We start from the raw sequence: 16,481 nt of genomic DNA, 5'->3' as shown, positions 1-16,481 counted from the left end.
CGGCAGCCTGGAGACAGCCGCTCATGGCGTCTGCTGCGGCACCCACTGCGGAAGCCGCTCGGTCTGCGCCAGCCAGGCAGCCGGCGGCTGTCCCGACTTGCCCGCGGCGACCACTCCGCAGGCGATGGCGCAGGTCGTGTCGACGTCTCCGCCCACTTGGGCGGTCGTCCAGAACACCCGCTCGAAGTCGCCGAGCGAGCGCGCCGCGGACCACAGCGCGAACGGAACGGTGTCATGCGCACTGGTGCGCCGACCGCTGCCGAGGACCGCCGCGACCGTCCCCGCATCGTTGTAGTCGAGCATGTCCCGCGCCCGGCGGAGTCCGGCTCCCACAGCGCTGCGCGGTACGAGCGCGATGACGCCGTCGAGCAGGTCCTCGGCCCCCGGAGGCCCGGCCGGATCCGCGGCCAGCGCGGCGGCGGCCGCCACGGCCATCGCCCCGACCACGGCCTCCCGGTGCTGGTGCGTGGTGTACGAGGAGATCTCGGCCTGGTGGGTGGCCTGCTCCGGATCGTCGGCGTACCAGGCACCGAGCGGCGCGATGCGCATCGCGGAACCGTTGCCCCACGACCCCTGGCCCTGAAAGAGCGCGGCGGCGAGTTCACGCCAGTCGCCGCCCTCCCTGATCAGCCGGAGCATACGGTTGACGGCAGGGCCATAGCCTCGGTCGAAGTCGTGGTGCTCGGCGAAGGACTGGGCGAGTGCGTCCTGGTCCACCCGGTCATGGGCCGCGAGCACGGACAGCACGGAGCAGGCCATCTCGGTGTCGTCGGTCCACTGCCAGGGGCCCGGCGGCAGGGCACGCCGTTTCAGCGATGGATAGTTCGAAGGAACGAAGAACTGGGAGCCCAGGGCGTCTCCCACGGACAGTCCGCGCAGGCTGTCCAGGGCGCGTTCGAAGCGCCTGTCGCGAGAGGAATCAGCGGTCATCTTCCTGCCACTCTATCCGGTGACGCCATAAGGCTCAGGTGTGCGCCACCGTTCGAAGGGCCGGTCAAGGGTGTAGCGGCCGTCCTTGCCGAGCTGCAGAATCCGAGTCTCGGCGTTGCCCGGGTTGGAGAGGGATTCGAATTCCGCGACCGACCAGTGGAACCAGCGCATGCAGAACAGCCGCATGGTCAGTCCGTGCGTCACCAGGAGCACGTTCGGCGGATGATCCGGCGATTCGAAGCTCCGGTACAGACTCTCCAGGAAGGCCCCGACCCGGTCGTACACATCCGCTCCCGACTCCCCCTGGGCGAAGCGGTAGAAGAAGTGGCCATAGGCGTCGCGGTAGGCCTTCTGCAGCCGGACGTCCTCCCGGTCCTGCCAGTTCCCCCAGTCCTGCTCGCGCAGCCGCGGCTCCTCCCTGACCCGTACCAGCTCAGGGTCGAGGGCGAAGGCGCGGAAGGTCTCATGGGTACGGCGGTAGGGCGAGACGTAGACGCTGACGCGCTCGCGTCCGAACAGCTCACGAAGCCGTCCGCCCGTCTCCTCGGCCTGCGTCCAGCCGGTCGGGGTCAGCCGCAGCGCGTGGTCGGGCTCGCGCTCGTACACAGTGTCATCGGCGTTCCCCTCCGACTCACCGTGCCGGACGAGAACGATGCGTTGCGGTCGGGCCATGTCACGACAGTAGATCGGTCCGGACTCGGCCGAGCAGCCGGGACGGGTCCGACCGGCGTACCGGGCCCGTGAAGAGAGCCGGGCGGCCGGCTTCATACCGTCCAGGACGGTTCGAGCTGCACCACATCACCGGCGAGCGCCGAGACATCCGCCTCGGTCTGCGCACGCAGCAGGAGCCGCTCGACCCGCTCTCTGCGGTACTTCCCGTGCTCCGCCGCCGACTGCCACATCGACATCACCAGGAACTCGCTCCCCGGCGCCTCCCCGAACAAGCCGCGCACCATTCCCGGCGACCCGGCCATCGCCGGGTTCCACACCTTCTCCTGCATCAGCGCGTAGTGCTCGACCCGGTCCTCGCGCACCCGGCAGTGCGCGACCCGTACGACATCGGCGTCCGTGAAGCGCGGCTCGAACCCGGTCTTCACATCGAAGCGATAGTCGAAGAGCTTGGCCTGTATGTCCTTATACGTGCCCGTCTGCCCGGACGCCAGCCGGTCATGGGAGCGCGCCATGAAGGAGTCGTAGAACGCCCGGCTCTCCCAGAAGGTAAAAACATGCGCGACATGCGGCCGCCCCTTGCTCCACCCGCCACCCTGTCCCCGGAATCCCGGCTCACCCAGCAGCCCCGCCCACTTCCGCTGCCCCCGCTCGAACCCACGACGGTCCACGACGGTGCAGCGAATCCACTTGACCAGCACCGCGCCATCGTACGGCGCGGAACGTGGCCCCGGTCACTCTCCGGCACAGTCCACCGTCAGCAGCTCTCCCAGCCTCCCTGCGCACCCACCCCTTCTGGAGCAGCGAGCCGTGACAGCATGGTCAACCGACGTGAAACTCCCGTCAGTTACGGGGAAGGGGAATCTGGTGAGCAGTCTCAACAAGGGGGTCCGGAAGGCTGAGGTGACCCTCCGGTGGGATCCGAGTCCCCTGGGTGAGCCGGCGCATGATCTCGACATCGTCGCCGCGACGTACCGGGCGGAGGCCCCACACGGCGAACCGGCGTACGTCGTCCACTTCGACAGCCGGTCACCGGACGGCACGATCATCCTGACCAGGGACAGCAAGACCGGTCAGGGCTTCGGCTCCGACGAGGTCATGACCCTGGAGTTCGACCGGCTGGCGGCCACGTACGGCCGCGTCGTCGTGGGTGTGGTCATCCAGCAGCGGGACGAACGCCGGGTGTTCTCCGACATCGCGAACACCCTCGTCCGCATCCTCGAAGGACACACCGAGCTGGCCCAGAACGACTTCGCCGCCGTCCTGGAATCCACCGCGGCCGTGGTGGGAGAGTTCGTCCGGAGCGATGCGGGCGAGTGGCAATTCCACGAAACCGTCCGCGGATTCGACGCCGACCCTCAGTCCTTCGTCGAGCTCATGGGCAGCTGATCGGCAGCTGAGAAGAGGAAGGGAGGGGCGCCCGGCACGGTGGCCGGGCGCCCCTCCCTCTCATTCAATGAGTGCCGTCAGCTGCAACCGCTGGTCGAGCCGCAGCCCTCGCAGATGTAGCAGGAGCCGGCCCGCTGCATCTTCGTCCCGCAGGAGAAGCACAGCGGCGCGTCCGCGCTGATGCCCATCTGCATCTCGACGAGCTCCGCCGAGGTGTGCGCCTCCTTCGGAGCCGGGATTTCCAGCTTGGGGGCAGCGACCGGCTTCAGCGTCTCCTGCTGCTGCTGGCGCGGGGCGGACTGGGCCAGACCCTCGACGTCCATCTCCTCGTCGGACGGCTCGTACGAACCGGTCTCCAGGTGACGCTGACGCTCCTCGGCCGAGTGGATGCCGAGCGCGGAGCGCGTCTCGAAGGGCAGGAAGTCCAGCGCCAGGCGGCGGAAGATGTAGTCGACGATCGACTGCGCCATCCGCACGTCCGGGTCGTCCGTCATACCGGCCGGCTCGAAGCGCATGTTCGTGAACTTCGAGACGTAGGTCTCCAGCGGCACGCCGTACTGCAGACCCACCGACACGGCGATCGAGAAGGCGTCCATCATGCCCGCGAGGGTCGAGCCCTGCTTCGACATCTTCAGGAAGACCTCGCCGAGACCGTCGTCCGGGTAGGAGTTGGCGGTCATGTAGCCCTCGGCGCCGCCCACCGTGAAGGAGGTGGTGATGCCCGGACGGCCCTTGGGGAGGCGCTTGCGGACGGGGCGGTACTCGACGACCTTCTCGACCGCGGCCCGGATCGTCCCCTCGGCCTTCTCTGCCGCTGCCGTGGCTTCGGGGCTCTGGTTGCCCTTGGTCTTGGCGGAGAGAGGCTGGCCGACCTTGCAGTTGTCGCGGTAGATCGCGAGCGCCTTGACGCCCATCTTCCAGGCCTCGAAGTAGACCTCTTCGACGTCCTCGACCGTGGCGGTCTCCGGGAGGTTGACCGTCTTGGAGAGCGCGCCCGAGATCCACGGCTGGATGGCGGCCATCATGCGGACGTGACCCATCGCGGAGATGGAGCGCTCGCCCATGGCGCAGTCGAAGACCTCGTAGTGCGCGGTCTTCAGGCCGGGGGCGTCGACGACATTGCCGTGCTCGGCGATGTGGGCGACGATCGCCTCGATCTGCTCCGGCTGGTAGCCGAGACGGCGCAGCGCCTGCGGGACCGTGCCGTTGACGATCTGCATCGAGCCGCCGCCGACCAGCTTCTTGAACTTGACCAGCGCGAGGTCGGGCTCCAGGCCGGTGGTGTCGCAGGACATCGCGAGACCGATGGTGCCGGTCGGGGCAATGACGGACGCCTGGGAGTTACGGAAGCCGTTCTTCTCGCCGAGACGGATCACGTCCTGCCAGGCCTCCGTGGCGGCGGCCCAGATCGGCGTGTCCAGGTCGTCCATGCGGACGGCCACGGCGTTGGCATCGGCGTGCTGCTTCATGACGCGCTTGTGCGGAGCGGCGTTGCGGGCGTAGCCGTCGTACGGACCGACGACCGCGGCGAGCTCGGCGGAGCGCTTGTACGAGGTACCCGTCATCAGCGAGGTGATGGCGCCGGCGAGGGCGCGCCCGCCGTCCGAGTCGTACGCGTGGCCCGTCGCCATCAGCAGGGCGCCGAGGTTGGCGTAGCCGATGCCCAGCTGACGGAAGGCGCGGGTGTTCTCGCCGATCTTCTGCGTGGGGAAGTCCGCGAAGCAGATGGAGATGTCCATCGCGGTGATGACCAGCTCGACGACCTTGGCGAAGCGCTCGATCTCGAAGGACTGGTGGCCCTCGCCGTCGTCCTTCAGGAACTTCATGAGGTTCAGCGAGGCAAGGTTGCACGAGGTGTTGTCCAGGTGCATGTACTCGCTGCACGGGTTCGAGCCGTTGATCCGGCCGGACTCGGGGCAGGTGTGCCAGTGGTTGATGGTGTCGTCGTACTGGATGCCGGGGTCGGCACAGGCCCAGGCGGCCTCGGCCATCTTGCGGAAGAGCGACTTGGCGTCGACCTCCTCGATGACGTCGCCGGTCATCCGGGCACGCAGCCCGAACTTGCCGCCGGACTCGACGGCCTTCATGAACTCGTTGTTCACCCGGACCGAGTTGTTGGCGTTCTGGTACTGGACGGACGTGATGTCATCGCCGCCCAGGTCCATGTCGAAGCCCGCGTCACGCAGCGCGCGGATCTTCTCCTCTTCTTTGACCTTGGTCTCGATGAAGTTCTCGATGTCGGGGTGGTCGACGTCGAGAATGACCATCTTTGCCGCGCGGCGCGTGGCACCGCCCGACTTGATCGTTCCTGCGGACGCGTCGGCGCCGCGCATGAAGGAGACGGGACCCGAGGCGTTGCCGCCGGAGGAGAGCAGTTCCTTGGAGGAACGGATCCGGGAGAGGTTCAGGCCGGCGCCGGAGCCGCCCTTGAAGATCATGCCCTCTTCCTTGTACCAGTCGAGGATCGACTCCATGGAGTCGTCGACGGCCAGGATGAAGCAGGCGGAGACCTGCTGCGGCTGGGGCGTGCCGACGTTGAACCACACCGGCGAGTTGAAGCTGAAGATCTGGTGCAGGAGGGCGTACGCCAGCTCGTGCTCGAAAATCTCGGCGTCGGCGGGCGAGGCAAAGTAGTTGTAGTCCTCGCCGGCCTTCCGGTACGTCTTCACGATCCGGTCGATCAGCTGCTTCAGACCGGTCTCGCGCTGCGGGGTGCCGACGGCCCCGCGGAAGTACTTGCTGGTGACGATGTTGACCGCGTTCACCGACCAGAAGTCGGGGAACTCGACGCCACGCTGCTCGAAATTGACCGAGCCGTCGCGCCAGTTGGTCATGACGACGTCACGGCGCTCCCAGACCACCTCGTCGTACGGATGCACGCCGGGGGTGGTGTGGATTCGCTCGATGCGCAGGCCCTTGCTCGCCTTGGATCCCTTGGGGCGGGACCCTCGTGCCGGACCGCTCGTCGTCTCTGTCATGCCGCCTCCCATACATGGGCAAAAACGCCCTGAAGTGCCCAGTTCTTCCCGTGGCACAGTTCTGTGTCTGATGCCTCGGGCGCCAGCGCACAGCGCCCGTGACAGGTCTTTTGCCGCTCTGCCGGCGATCGGCGGGCCACTGGGGCGGGCCGATCCGCTCAGCCAGGTGTTGCTCAGTCGGCGGCGGTGGCGGGCACGGGGACCTCAAGGGTCTCGCCGCTTCCGCATTTCTCTGCGGGAGGCCGTTGTTCGCGGAGTTCCGCGATGGCGGCCTCGAAGTCTTCGAGTGAGTCGAAAGCCCGGTACACGGACGCGAAGCGCAGGTACGCGACGAGGTCGAGTTCCTGCAGGGGGCCGAGTATGGCCAGACCCACGTCGTGGGTGGTCAGCTCGGCACTGCCCGTGGCGCGCACCGCTTCCTCGACCCGCTGGCCGAGCTTGGCGAGGGCGTCCTCGGTGACCGGCCGCCCCTGGCATGCCTTGCGGACGCCGGAGATGACCTTCGTACGGCTGAAGGGCTCGGTCACACCGCTGCGCTTGATCACCATCAGCGAGGCGGTCTCCACCGTCGTGAAGCGACGGGAGCAGTCAGGACACTGCCGGCGGCGCCGGATCGACGTTCCGTCGTCGGTGGTGCGACTGTCGACGACACGGCTGTCGGGGTGCCTGCAGAAGGGGCAGTGCATGGCTCCCAACCCCCTCCTTCACTGCACGACGAAATGGCCTCAACAGGGCGGTCGAAGCCCTTCGAAGCAGCCCCAAGCATAGGCGATGGCTGCGGCCTTGAAGGACCGGGGACCACAACTTCTGGGCTACGGACACAATCCAACCACTAGATCTGGGGTTTGGTCGCATTTTCGAGCCTCAGCGCGTGTCGCGCAGCTGCGCCTGCACACAGCAGGCGTACGGGTGGTGACACCGCGCCATCGAAGCGGCGCGGGACCCACGCGGGACCGATGCAGGACGGGCGAACTGGGCCAACGCAGAACGGGCGGAAACGTGGCGCGCACGCCGGGCGGGACCGGCCCCGAGATTACGGGAATCGCGCGGCTCCGTGGATTCCGGGCCCCCGAGTGCAAGACTGGGAATCACCCGGTAACACCACGCTCCACCGCATGCCGGCGGTGAAGGTTACCGTCGTGGCCCGCATTGCCTTACGGCCCGATCGTTCGCACATACACCCAGCCAGACGCTTGCGTCAGGCAATCTGCAATTTTTCACTCGAACGTGTGTTTGGCGCAACCTTTCGAAACCCACTACCGTTGTCCAGCTAGGGAGACCATTCGAGAGGGGCCGACGTGACCACCACCGCAGACAGTGCCACCATCACTGCCCAGGACCGCTCCCAGAACCGATTCGAGCCGGTGCATGCCATGAATGACGCAGCCACGACACCCGAGGGGCCCAAGCCCACGCGTTCGCTGCCCGGCCGACCTCCAGGGATCCGAGCCGACAGCTCCGGTCTCACGGATCGGCAGCGGCGCGTCATCGAGGTGATCCGTGACTCCGTACAGCGTCGGGGATACCCGCCGTCGATGCGTGAGATCGGCCAGGCGGTCGGGCTGTCCAGCACTTCTTCCGTGGCACACCAGCTCATGGCTCTGGAGCGCAAGGGTTTCCTGCGCCGGGACCCGCACCGCCCCAGGGCGTACGAGGTGCGCGGCTCCGACCAGCCCAGCACACAGCCGACGGACACGACCGGCAAGCCCGCCGCCTCGTATGTGCCGCTCGTCGGCAGGATCGCGGCCGGTGGCCCGATCCTCGCCGAAGAGTCCGTCGAGGACGTCTTCCCGCTGCCCCGCCAGCTTGTGGGTGACGGCGAGTTGTTCGTGCTCAAGGTCGTCGGCGACTCGATGATCGAGGCCGCGATCTGCGACGGCGACTGGGTGACCGTGCGCCGCCAGCCGGTCGCGGAGAACGGCGACATCGTGGCCGCGATGCTGGACGGCGAGGCCACGGTCAAGCGCTTCAAGCGGGAGAACGGCCATGTGTGGCTCCTCCCGCACAACGCGGCGTACCAGCCGATTCCGGGTGATGAGGCGACCATCCTCGGCAAGGTGGTGGCGGTGCTGCGGCGGGTGTGACAGGCCCGTCGGCTCTGACCGGCCCCGGGACCCACTGCGCCGGCCCCGGGACCCACTGCGCCGGTCCCGGGGCCCAGTTGTTCCTGCCCGCCGTCGTTGCCCCGTCGCTGCTCCTACCTGCCGTCGCTGGCCCTACCTGCCGTCCGCCTTGGCCACGGCGTCGATCGCGGCCAGCGATCGGCGCACCTGGTTACGGTCCGTCGTGTACCAGAAGTCCGGCAGCGAGGCACGCAGATAGCTGCCGTACCGGGCATTGGCCAGCCGCGGGTCGAGTACGGCGACGACGCCCCGGTCGCCCGTCGCGCGTACGAGACGGCCCGCTCCCTGGGCCATCAACAGGGCGGCGTGCGTGGCGGCGACGGCCATGAAGCCATTGCCGCCCGCCTCCTCAACGGCCTTCTGCCGGGCGCTCATCAGCGGGTCGTCGGGGCGTGGGAACGGGATCCGGTCCATCACCACCAGCTGACAGCTGGCTCCCGGCACATCCACGCCCTGCCACAGGGAGAGAGTGCCGAACAGACAGGTCTCCGGGTCGCCGGCGAAGGTCTTGATCAGCTCACCCAGCGTTTCCTCGCCCTGGAGCAGAATCGGCTTCTCGAGCCTGCCGCGCAGCTCCTCGGCGGCCGCCTGGGCGGCCCGCATCGAGGAGAAGAGACCGAGCGTACGACCGCCGGCCGCCTCCACCAGCTCGGCGAGCTCGTCCATCATGTCGCCGCGGGAACCCTCCCGGCCGGGCGTCGTCAGATGGCGCGCGACGTAGAGGATGCCCTGCTTCGGGTAGTCGAAGGGCGAGCCGACGTCGAGCCCCTTCCACTGCGGGCTCGTGACCTCGTCACGTTCGCCCGTGGCCGCTTCCGCAGTGCCCTCGGGAGCCAGGCCGAGCGAGGCCCCGACGCCGTTGAAATCGCCGCCGAGCTTGAGCGTGGCCGAGGTCAGCACCACCGAGCGCTCCGCGAAGAGCTTCTCGCGCAGCAGGCCGGAGACGGACAGCGGTGCCACCCGCAGGGATGCACCGAAACGATCGTGTCGCTCGAACCAGACGACGTCGTACTCGGAACCCTGCGTGATGCGCTCGGCGACGTCATGGATGTTCTCGACGGAGGCGAGCGCTTGCTTGCGTACGGCGTCCTCGTCCTGGACGGATTTGTCACGGGTGCTGCCGAGGGCCGAGATGACCGTGCGCGCCGCGTCGCGCAGTGCCATCAGGGCGTATCCGAGATCCTCGGGGATCTCTTCGAGCCGGCCGGGGAGCGCGAGCTCCATCACTCGCTCGAAGGTCTCGGACGCCGTCTGCAGAGCATCCGCGGCCTTCTCGTTGACCAGCTTGGCGGCTCGGCGCACGGCACGGTTGACCTGGCCGGGTGTGAGCTCGCCGGTCGCCACGCCGGTGACCCGGGAGACCAGCTCATGGGCCTCGTCGACGATCAGCACCTCGTGCTGCGGGAGCACCGGGGCGCCCTCGATCGCGTCGATCGCCAGGAGCGCGTGGTTCGTGACCACGACATCGGCCAGCTTCGCCCGCTCGCGGGCCGCCTCGGCGAAGCACTCCGCGCCGTATGCGCACTTCGACGCCCCCAGGCACTCCCGGGACGAGACGGAGACCTGCGACCAGGCCCGGTCGGAGACGCCGGGGGTGAGATCGTCGCGGTCCCCGGTCTCGGTCTCGTCGGCCCAGTCGCGCATCCGGAGCAGATCCTGCCCGAGCTTGCTGGTGGGTGCGGCGGCCTCGAACTGATCGAAGAGGCCGTCCTCCTCTTCCTGCGGTACGCCCTCGTGGAGGCGGTGCAGACACAGATAGTTGGAACGCCCCTTGAGCATGGCGAACTCCGGCCGTCGGCGCAGCAGCGGGTGCAGCGCCTCGACCGTCCGCGGAAGATCACGCTCCACGAGCTGCCGCTGCAGGGCCAGGGTGGCCGTGGCCACCACGACCCTCTCGCCGTGCGCCAGGGCGGGCACCAGATAGCCGAGCGACTTTCCGGTACCGGTGCCTGCCTGGACAAGCAGATGGGAATTGTTGTCGACCGCTTCGGCGACGGCCTCGGCCATGGTGACCTGGCCTGGCCGTTCCATGCCGCCGACGGCGGTGACGGCGGCATGGAGGAGCTCGGGGAGGGATGGCTTCGTCATAGCCAGTCCACCCTACGGCGCGCCACTGACAGCCCGATCCCGGATCGGGTCATCGCGCCGGACTCAGCGGATTGGGGACCGTGCCGTGGACTGCGGCATGGGGACGGTCGGGGCGGTCGCGGTAGCCGTCCAGATGCAGTCGGTTGCGGTTGAGACAGAGGCGCTCGATGTCCGGCGTGAGCAGGTCGAACGTCTCGAAACGTTCCTTGAGCTGCGGGAAGCGGGCCTGATGGCGCAGGATCTCCGCCCGTACGAGCGAGAAGAACTGCGCCTCCGGCACACCCAGTTGCTCCTCGCAGAGGGGTGCGAGGAAGCGGAACACGCCGACGAAGAGCCCTGAGTGGATGAACTGCGTCAGGAAGGCGGGCTCCTCGGTGAGAAGCGTCTTGCGTACGTCGTCGGGCATGGAGTCGTGCTCGGGGAGCGGCTGGGCGCTGATGTTGACGTCGTCGACGAAGTCCTTGATCGCCAGTCGGACGGGTACGTCGTGGTCGTCGTGGACGACGATGGCGTTCTCGCCGTGCGGGGAGAAGACGGTGCCGTAGCGGTAGAGGAAGTGCAGCAGGGGCGGGAGCAGCGCGGAGAAGAGCCGCTGGAGCCAGACCGTGGGAGCGAGTCCGGAGCGGGAGACGAGCTCGGCGGTGAAGGACCTGCCCTCGCGGTCGACGTGCAGCAGCGAGGCGAGAGTGCGCGCCCGCTCGCCGGGGGCGAGACGCGGCTGCAGGGGCTCGCGCCAGATCGCGCCGAGGAGTTCCTTGTACTGGTACGGCACCTCGGGGAGGTGGTCGTACAGGGGGTGCTCGACGGTGACCGATGCGACTTCGCCGAGCAGGATCACACCGCACTCGTCACGCAGGAACGGGTCCGCGTCGCGCAGTCCGCACACCCAGGAGGTCACGGCGGGAGCGGCGAGGGTCCGCTCGGTGGGCAGGCCGCGCCAGACCAGGGTGTTCAGGATGGACAGCGGCAGCTTCACGGTGTGCCGGTCGGTGCGGTCCAGGTTCACAAAGGTGCGGATGGACTGCTGCGGCAGCCGCCGATCACCGTCCGTGGGGAGCGGAACGATGGCTCCCTGTGCGATCGCGGGGGCGAAGAGAGGCAGGAGTACCTCGTCCCACTGCCAGGGGTGTACGGGCAGGTAGAGATACGCGTCCGGGTCGAGGCCCCGGGCGCTCAGCACGGCTGCGAACGAGGTACGGACGGGCGCGTCCAGCTCACGGGCGTACAGGTCCTCGGGGTGGGACAGCCGGGAGACGCCCCGGTAGGCGGCGAGAGTGGAGCTGACCGCGATCCAGGGAAGCTGGGCGGGTCGGCGGGACTCGGGCGACCAGCGGGCACTGTCCGTGGCGGAGAAACCGATGCGGCCCTTGTTGAGGACGATCCAGGGATGACCGGTCTGGTGGCCCTCGAGTTCGGCGTAGCCGAGGTCGGCGAGCTCCGCCGCGGTGAGTGCGCCGTGATCGAGTCCGGTGTCGGAGACGAGGGTCGTGGTCAGCTCGCGCAGGAGGTGGCCGAGCGTGGCGCCGTCGACGGCGAGCCGGTCGCGGGCCCGGACGAGGAACGCGAGCGGGTCGGTGAAGGGCCGGCCCCCGTGCTCGATGGAGTCCGGGTCGACTCTCCAGCTTCCGTACGCTCCACGCCGGGCCCGGAAGGACAGGCTGCCGCCGTCGTCCAGCGCGAGTGTGTAGCGGGCGGGGGACGCAGAAGAAGGGGCCGCGTGGTCAGGGACCGGCTCGATGATCTCTTCGTAGGCGAACTCCCCGAGCATTTTGGCGAGGAGGCGCCCGGCCGCCCGGTTCCAGGTCCCCGAGGTCAGACCGGGCGGGGTGAACGGGATGGCGGGCGGCTGTTCGGAGTCGTGGCTGGCAGGGGACTTCGGCACGAGGACTCCTCGAGTGGAACCGATGCGGGTCGAGCGGTCTGAATGTCGAGCGGCGCAGGTCGGGCAGCGGGTCGTTCACAGCAGGTTGCGAAGCGCGCGATCGCGGACCATGAGGGCAGCCCGCTTGTCGGGGAGGTCGACTTCGGCGGAGAAGCGGAATCCGGCACTCAAAAAGGCGGACACGGAGGGGGTGTTGCGCAGATCGGGTTCCGCGATGACGCGTGCGCAGCGGGGGCGATGGTCGAGGACAAGGTCGGCCACCGCTCTGAGGAGGGTCGAGCCGACACCGCGGCCGCGGTCGGCGACGCCGCCGATGAGGATGTGGATGCCGGTGTCATGAGGGCGGGCGGGATAGTGCCGCGCGAGCGGGTCGAGGTCGGCGCGGTAGATCTCGAAGTAGCTCATGGGGATTCCGTCGAGGACGCCGAGGCAGGGGACACTGCGGCCGTCTCCGTCGAGTTGGGTGCGCAGGTGGGCGGCGGTGACGGAGTGGGGTCCCGACAGTTCCCAGAAGGCGGCCACGGCGGGGTCGTTCATCCAGCGGCTGATGAGCTCCACGTCGCGTTCGATGCGTACGGGGACGAGCTGCAGGGAACCGGCGGAGGTGGCGACAGGGCCCCAGTCCGCGGGGGTGCCGAGCAGATCACCGGTTGCCGTGGCCTCCGCCTCGCCGGAGTCGGCCGACGGCTCGTTCTCCCGGAAGAGCGCGAGGAGTTCCTCGGGCAGGCGCAGTTCCAAGGTGTCCTCGGCGCCTGAGCCGAGCTGAGGTGTCGGACCGGCTCCGGTGTCGGTGCTCGCATCGGTGGGGGGCACAGCGGCGCTCTCCTCTCGCAGGTCGGTCGTGTCGCTCAAGAACGAAGCGGGTTGGTGATCGTCACGTAGACGGACTGCGTGTCGACGGGGCCGACGAGCTCGTCGAGGCCGCGCAGCCGGGTGAGCAGATTGGCCTTGGAGCGGAGCGTGGGGGCTTCGAGGAGCTGCGCGGGCAGGGGCGAGCCGAGGCCCGCGGTCGCCGTCAGGAACTGCCGGAACGCGGCGATGAGTACGCGCTCGTCGGCGAGACGCTGCGCGCCGAAGGCTCCGATCAGGCCGAAGACGTTGTTGATGCCGAGGTAGTAGGCGAACCGCTCGTCGGTGACTTCGTCGGAGACGAAGGTGTCGCTGGCCGAGCCGATGCCGGGGAGGCGGCGTTCCAGTGCGGCGCGGTGGGACTCGCGGAAGTAGTAGCCCTGGTTGTCGCGGTAGCGGCCGCCGACGGGCCAGCCGTCGGGGTCCAGGATCACCAGGGTGTTCTGCTGGTGGGCTTCGAGGGCGATGCCCACCGTGGCGTCCAGCCAGAGCACCGGGCGTACGACACGGTCGAGGTAGCGCAGGAACCACTCGGCCGCCACCGCTCCGGCGGGCCGGCCGCTGCGCGCGGAGAGCCGGGCCACGATGTCGGCGAGGCGTGAGTGCATGCCGGGGCGGCCCGGCCAGGGGCGGGGCGCGGTCAGTCCCGCGATGCAGACGGCATCGTCGTCCGGGCCGAAGGGGTTGTGGCGCAGCATGACGTCGAGCCCGGGCAGCGGTTCGCCGTCGGCGGTGTCGACCGCGAGCCAGGCGGGGTCTCGCACGATGTCGAAGCCGGGGTGTGCGGACTGCCACTGCTCGGCGAGTCCGGTGCGCAGGAGCCGGTGGACCTCCACGCCGCGGTGGAGTTCTTTGCGGAGGTTCTCCCGGCGGGAGTTGGTGATGCGTACGCCGAGGGAGAGCTTGAGCATGACGGGGGCGGCGGGACGGTGCACGGTGCGGACCGAGGAGGTGGGGTGCCAGGGGTCTCCGCAGGGCCCGAGGTCGTGCAGGAGACCGGCGTCCAGGAGGGCGGTGACGGCGGGGCGGTGCTTGAGCTCGCGTGCCTGCCAGGGGTGGAGCGGCAAGGCAACGGTGTGGTGGGGGAGTTGGAGGTCCCCGCAGAGGCGGGCGGTGAGCTGCTCGGCCGGCAGGGTGCGGCCCTGTTCGGTCCAGGCCGATTCGGTGGCCAGGACCGACCGGTCGACGGCCATCCAGTACAGGGGGAACGAGCCGCGCAGCTCCGGTGAGTAGAGCTCGGCTTCGGCGTCGGAGAGGCCTTCACGGCTCTTGGGCGCGGGGTGCAGGGGGTGGCCGAGCAGGAGCGACTGCTCGGCGGTGAGGAAGAGGCCGGCCGCGGGGTCGGGTTCGGGATGGGCGCGGCGGTCGGTGATGAAGTCGGCGGTGCGTCGCACGGAGTCGGCGACCCGGCCGACCAGGTCGGCTTCTTCGCTCTGGCCCGCCTCCCTGCCGAGGAGGGCCGCGACGGTGACGGCGTCGGCGGCGGGCGCGTCGCGCAGGGCTCCCTCCAGAGATGGCGGACCGAAGCGGTGCCAGCCGCCGGCCGACCAGTAATGGACGGGGACGAGCAGTGCGGTACCGCTGGCATGCAGCGGGATGCGCAGGGTGTGTCCGTCGGGCTTGTCGAGGTTGTTCTCCCGCACCCAGCAGCGGAGCAGATTCTCGACGCCCGCCGCGTCGGCGGCACGGCAGGGATCCGGGTGGTCGAGGTATTCGACGGCTCTCGCTGTCGCGGGCAGGCCGAGCGTGGGGGCGGTGGTGTGCTGATCGGCGTGACCCCCGCCCTGCTGGCGCGGCACCGTCGCCGGCTCGGCCGTGCCGGCGCGGCGGCATCCGCTCTGCCCACGGTCGTCAGCGGTGGGGCGGCCGTCGGCCTCGGGCACTTCGGGTGCGGGAGTGATGTTCACGGGGGTCTTCCTTGTGATGTGTCCGGGTCAGCGGGACTGCCCGCTGTCGGTGCGGCGGTGCATCGAGCGCTCGGCGGCAGCCAGGGCGTCGGCGAAACGGTCGAGGACGGCCACGGCCTGTTCGTCGGTGAGGGTGAGAGGAGGCAGCAGTCGTACGACGCCGCAGTGGCGTCCGCCGAGTTCGACGATGAGTCCGCGGCTGAGGCACTCCTGCTGGACCGCGGCGGCAAGGGCGGGAGCGGGCGGCGGGACCAGGGCGTCCGGGGCAGCAGCATCGGGGTCGACGAGTTCGACGCCGATCATGAGGCCCCTGCCGCGTACGTCTCCGATGCACGAGTGGGCGGCGGCCAGGCCCTGCAGGCTGCCCAGCATGCGCGCGCCGAGCCTCGCCGCGCGGTCGGCGAGCCGGTTCTCGCGCACGAAGGCGAGGGTGGCCGCGCCCGCCGCCATCGCGAGCTGGTTGCCGCGGAAGGTGCCGGCGTGGGCGCCGGGCTGCCAGGTGTCGAGTTCGGACCGGTAGACGATCACAGCAAGCGGAAGGGAGCCGCCGATCGCCTTGGAGAGGACCATGACATCGGGCACGACGCCGCTGTGCTCGACCGCCCAGAAGGTGCCGGTTCGGCCGACCCCTGTCTGCACCTCGTCGGCGATCAGGGGGATGGACCGGGCAGCTGTGATCTGCCGCATCCTGCGCATCCAGGTGTCGGGGGCAGGGATGACTCCACCCTCCCCCTGCACGGGTTCCAGGATCATGCCCGCAGGCAGGGGCACCCCGCCCTTGGCGTCGTCGAGGAGGCTCTCGGTCCAGCGGGCGCCGAGTTCGGCTCCTCGCTCGCCGCCGATCCCGAAGGGGCAGCGGTAGTTGTGCGGGAACGGCAGCCGGGTCACCCGTACGTCGGTGGCGCCGCCCGAGGCGTCGAGCGCTCCGGCCGTCATGCCGTGGTAGGCGCCGGTGAAGGAGAGGAGGCCGTTGCGGCCGGTCGCGGTGCGGACGAGTTTGAGGGCCGCCTCGACCGCGTCCGTGCCTGCGGGCCCGCAGAACTGGATGCGGGCGTCGTCGGCCAACTGCCGTGGCAGCGTGGCGAACAGCTCGGTGGTGAAGGTGTCCTTGACCGGTGTGGCGAGGTCCAGGACATGCAGCGGCGCCCCCGAGTCGATGACCTTCTTGATCGCTTCGAGGACCACAGGATGGTTGTGTCCGAGTGCCAGAGTCCCGGCACCCGAGAGGCAGTCGAGATAGCGCCGCCCGTCCGCTCCCTCGATCGTCAGCCCGCGCGCCCGTACGGGAACGATGGGCAGCGAGCGCGCGTACGTACGGGCCGCGGACTCGCGCAGCGACTGCCGCCGCAGGATCCCCTCGTGTGCGGCGGGTGGTGCCACCGGAGCAGGTTCGGTCACGGCCACGGCTGTTGGTCCTCCCGCTGTAACAGTTGCGTTCCACATCGGTACAGCGCTCGCACGCCGCCCGGCCGGGCTGAATGCTGACCTTGCGTACCCCGTACGTACCAACGACGCCGGAAGCCGGGGATCACGGGGCAATCGGAAGATCCTTGCGGGGACGGAACCGCGGACCTGGTGCGCGCCGTCCCCATCGGCACCGGCATAGTGGGGAGCCGCGCTCCGGCTCGGGCACCCGACGCCGGAGGCACGTCAGTTGGTCAAGTCA

General features: G+C 69.3%; 12 protein-coding genes. 2 read left to right on the top strand and 10 right to left on the bottom strand.

Features of this window, described 5'->3' with window-relative positions:
• Positions 1-21: 21 nt before the first annotated feature.
• The 3 genes from OOK40_RS33520 to OOK40_RS33510 all read right to left on the bottom strand — a co-directional run bounded on the left by OOK40_RS33520 (position 22) and on the right by OOK40_RS33510 (position 2,300).
• Complete coding sequence (locus OOK40_RS33520) at positions 22-930, bottom strand: ADP-ribosylglycohydrolase family protein (RefSeq protein WP_266489163.1); 909 nt, start codon at positions 928-930, stop codon at positions 22-24.
• Positions 931-942: 12 nt separating this feature from the next.
• Positions 943-1,602, bottom strand: a complete 660-nt coding sequence (locus tag OOK40_RS33515; protein ID WP_266489160.1) for a histidine phosphatase family protein — start codon at positions 1,600-1,602, stop codon at positions 943-945.
• 92 nt (positions 1,603-1,694) lie between these two features.
• Positions 1,695-2,300 carry a YdbC family protein gene (locus tag OOK40_RS33510; protein WP_266489158.1) on the bottom strand — a complete coding sequence of 202 codons (606 nt, stop codon included), beginning with the start codon at positions 2,298-2,300 and terminating at the stop codon, positions 1,695-1,697.
• A 166-nt stretch (positions 2,301-2,466) separates the two neighbouring features.
• Between OOK40_RS33510 and OOK40_RS33505 the strand changes: the two genes are divergently transcribed.
• Positions 2,467-2,988 carry a TerD family protein gene (locus tag OOK40_RS33505; RefSeq protein ID WP_266489157.1) on the top strand — a complete coding sequence of 174 codons (522 nt, stop codon included), beginning with the start codon at positions 2,467-2,469 and terminating at the stop codon, positions 2,986-2,988.
• A gap of 77 nt (positions 2,989-3,065) precedes the next feature.
• On the opposite strand, the gene OOK40_RS33500 is transcribed toward OOK40_RS33505, so the two are convergent.
• Positions 3,066-5,966, bottom strand: a complete 2,901-nt coding sequence (locus OOK40_RS33500; RefSeq protein ID WP_266489155.1) for a vitamin B12-dependent ribonucleotide reductase — start codon at positions 5,964-5,966, stop codon at positions 3,066-3,068.
• A 173-nt stretch (positions 5,967-6,139) separates the two neighbouring features.
• Positions 6,140-6,652 carry a transcriptional regulator NrdR gene (nrdR, locus tag OOK40_RS33495; RefSeq protein WP_266489153.1) on the bottom strand — a complete coding sequence of 171 codons (513 nt, stop codon included), beginning with the start codon at positions 6,650-6,652 and terminating at the stop codon, positions 6,140-6,142.
• 612 nt (positions 6,653-7,264) lie between these two features.
• On the opposite strand from nrdR, the gene lexA reads away from it, so the two are divergent.
• Entirely contained in the window at positions 7,265-8,050 is a 786-nt protein-coding gene (gene lexA, locus OOK40_RS33490; protein WP_142213283.1) for a transcriptional repressor LexA, read from the top strand.
• Positions 8,051-8,182: 132 nt separating this feature from the next.
• Here lexA and OOK40_RS33485 read toward each other — a convergent pair whose 3' ends face one another.
• The 5 genes from OOK40_RS33485 to OOK40_RS33465 form a co-directional block, all read right to left on the bottom strand.
• A complete protein-coding gene (locus OOK40_RS33485) occupies positions 8,183-10,177 on the bottom strand; it encodes an ATP-dependent DNA helicase (RefSeq protein WP_266489150.1) in 1,995 nt (664 codons plus the stop codon).
• Between the two features lie 49 nt (positions 10,178-10,226).
• A complete protein-coding gene (locus OOK40_RS33480; protein WP_266489147.1) occupies positions 10,227-12,059 on the bottom strand; it encodes an IucA/IucC family siderophore biosynthesis protein in 1,833 nt (610 codons plus the stop codon).
• A gap of 75 nt (positions 12,060-12,134) precedes the next feature.
• Positions 12,135-12,872, bottom strand: coding sequence for a GNAT family N-acetyltransferase (locus tag OOK40_RS33475; RefSeq protein WP_266489146.1), 738 nt, complete (start codon positions 12,870-12,872; stop codon positions 12,135-12,137).
• Positions 12,873-12,907: 35 nt separating this feature from the next.
• Positions 12,908-14,815 carry an IucA/IucC family siderophore biosynthesis protein gene (locus OOK40_RS33470; protein ID WP_266489144.1) on the bottom strand — a complete coding sequence of 636 codons (1,908 nt, stop codon included), beginning with the start codon at positions 14,813-14,815 and terminating at the stop codon, positions 12,908-12,910.
• A gap of 27 nt (positions 14,816-14,842) precedes the next feature.
• Entirely contained in the window at positions 14,843-16,219 is a 1,377-nt protein-coding gene (locus OOK40_RS33465; protein ID WP_266489141.1) for a diaminobutyrate--2-oxoglutarate transaminase family protein, read from the bottom strand.
• Between the last annotated feature and the right edge of the window lie 262 nt (positions 16,220-16,481).

Origin of the sequence: Streptomyces sp. NBC_01481 (assembly GCF_026339995.1) — a bacterium.
Classification (GTDB): Bacteria; Actinomycetota; Actinomycetes; order Streptomycetales; family Streptomycetaceae; genus Streptomyces.
The sequence above is the reverse complement of the archived record's forward strand: the minus strand, read 5'-3'. Positions and strand labels throughout refer to the sequence as shown.

Bases quoted from the DNA above. Each gene is read 5' to 3' on its own strand.
- nrdR (WP_266489153.1), bottom strand. From the start codon at position 6,652: ATGCACTGCCCCTTCTGCAGGCACCCCGACAGCCGTGTCGTCGACAGT.
- OOK40_RS33515 (WP_266489160.1), bottom strand. From the start codon at position 1,602: ATGGCCCGACCGCAACGCATCGTTCTCGTCCGGCACGGTGAGTCGGAG.
- OOK40_RS33500 (WP_266489155.1), bottom strand. From the start codon at position 5,966: ATGACAGAGACGACGAGCGGTCCGGCACGAGGGTCCCGCCCCAAGGGA.
- OOK40_RS33485 (WP_266489150.1), bottom strand. From the start codon at position 10,177: ATGACGAAGCCATCCCTCCCCGAGCTCCTCCATGCCGCCGTCACCGCC.
- OOK40_RS33520 (WP_266489163.1), bottom strand. From the start codon at position 930: ATGACCGCTGATTCCTCTCGCGACAGGCGCTTCGAACGCGCCCTGGAC.